We start from the raw sequence: 2,127 nt of genomic DNA, 5'->3' as shown, positions 1-2,127 counted from the left end.
CTGGCGGGACTTTCTCAAAATCTGCCTCGACTTCTTCGTTCGTGCTGGCGGGTCGCTCGCCATATCACCCAACTGGCGCAATTGGCTGGGCATGCCTTTCCGGCAAACTTGGGTAGTCTCGCGAGACGAATCGAACATCAGCCGCGCACAACGCCGTTGGCCGCGTGCGCGACGCGCCAAATTACGGAGTACGCTTGTACGCTTGCTTGCTTACGCATTGAATATCGACATCAACACTCCGCTCGGCGAAGATCGCGTCGATACCCTGCTGCAGGCAGCCTGGGAGGCGCTCGGGGACGCGGGGCTCCTGCAACTTTCTGACCAGGGTAGGGTCCTGCCCCTCGACCGGCTTGCCTTTACCCCGATCAGCGACGCTTGGGTCTGCCCCGTCACCCGCCGTTTTCTCGATACCACCCTGTGCGGACTCACACCCTACCTGCCGGAGAAAGCAACGGAAGAGACCGCCCGTTGCGAGCAAGTCTCCTTGCCCCTCTACGACGCCCCCTTCGGCGACGTCACCGATGAGCTTGAAAGAATACGCAGAGGCCGGGCGTGGCTGGCCCAGCAGGAGCGCATTGTTCAACTTCGCGAACATGGTTTGTGGTCGAATTTGAACGACAGGGTCATTGAGCTTGCACCTTACTACACCGTTGCGGAACACTCGGCGCAGCAAGATTCGCGCACGCTCGCGCGCTATGAAAACGCGTTCAAGTCGGGTGACTTGAATCTGCTCTCCTGCTCGACCACGATGGAGATGGGGATCGACATCGGCGGCATAAGCCAAGTGGCGATCAATAATGTCCCCCCCCACCCCACCAACTACCTACAGCGCGCCGGTCGAGCCGGCCGCCGCCGCGAATCGCGCGCGGTGGTGATGACGCTTTGCAAATCGAACCCTCACGACCAGGCAGTCTTTGCCAACACCCGCTGGGCCTTCGACACATCGCTCCCGGCACCCCGCGTATCTTTGGATAGTCCAATCATCGTGAATCGGCATGTTCACTCGTTGCTGCTGTCCCGATTTCTAACCGAAGTGCTACAGAGCAGCGGAGAAGAGATCACTCGCATGAGTTGTGGGCTGTTTTTCCTTGGCGACAACCCGCTGGTTGACCGCTTTACCGCATGGTGTCGCGGCTTATCATTACGCACATCGCCGGACCTCTCGCGGGGCCTAACCCAGCTTCTGCGCCACAGCATTTACGAAGGATTTGATCTTATACGGCTCTGCGACAAAGCAGCTATGGAGATACAAGAGATTGCGCTGGAATGGAAACGGGAATGGGAAAATTTAGACCAAGAAGCTCGCGAAGTTCCTATAGCAAATAACGCTGCTGCAGCAGCTATTCAGATAAGAATTCGCCGCCTGACCGACGAATATCTCCTTCGCGAACTGGCCACCCGAGGCTATTTGCCCTCGTACGGATTCCCAACCCACATTGCCTGCTTCGACAACTTGACACGGCTGCAACCTGAAGGAGGATGGCAGGGAGGCTTTAGAGACCGCGAAGAGAACCTCTACCGGAGGCGCGAATTGCCTAGCCGTGATTTGGTCACGGCCCTTCGAGAATACGCACCTGGGTCAGAAATCGTTCTTGACGGTCTTGTCTATAAATCTGCAGGTATTACTCTCAATTGGCACACCCCAGCCACTCAGGATGACGTGCGCGAGATTCAGAATATCCGCTGGGCGTGGCGCTGTCACCACTGCGGTGCGAGTGGCTCAAGCCCTAGCCTTGCCATGGCGCAACAGTGTGATTCATGTGGTGAAGCTATTGCTAAGAATAATATTCGCGAGTTTCTCGAGCCTGCCGGGTTTGCAGTCGATTTTTACAAAGAGCCAACCAATGACATTACCACGCAACACTTCGTCCCAGTTGAACCAGCTTGGGTTGACGCAAAAGGCCAATGGGCTTCACTGCCTAACCCGTCGTTAGGTCGGTTTCGCGTTTCACCCAACGGTCATGTGTTCCATCAGTCACGAGGTATAAACGGTACTGGCTACGCTCTGTGTCTGGAATGCGGCCGGGCAGAACCGATGCCCAAAGAGGGTGATCTACCGGAGAACAGTGATACACCGGTGGCATTTAGAGAACCACACTACAAACTCCGCACGAGAAGGGATGGACA

Annotated in this window: 1 protein-coding gene; it reads left to right on the top strand. The window is 56.6% G+C overall.

All coding sequences use genetic code 11. The features are described 5' to 3' along the window. Positions 1-202: 202 nt before the first annotated feature. On the top strand, positions 203-2,127 hold a 1,925-nt coding region (locus RTI30_RS14185), incomplete at its 3' end, for a helicase C-terminal domain-containing protein (protein ID WP_312284145.1).

The organism is Candidatus Igneacidithiobacillus taiwanensis (assembly GCF_031962545.1).
Taxonomy (GTDB): Bacteria; Pseudomonadota; Gammaproteobacteria; order Acidithiobacillales; family Acidithiobacillaceae; genus Igneacidithiobacillus; species Igneacidithiobacillus taiwanensis.
The sequence above is the reverse complement of the archived record's forward strand: the minus strand, read 5'-3'. Positions and strand labels throughout refer to the sequence as shown.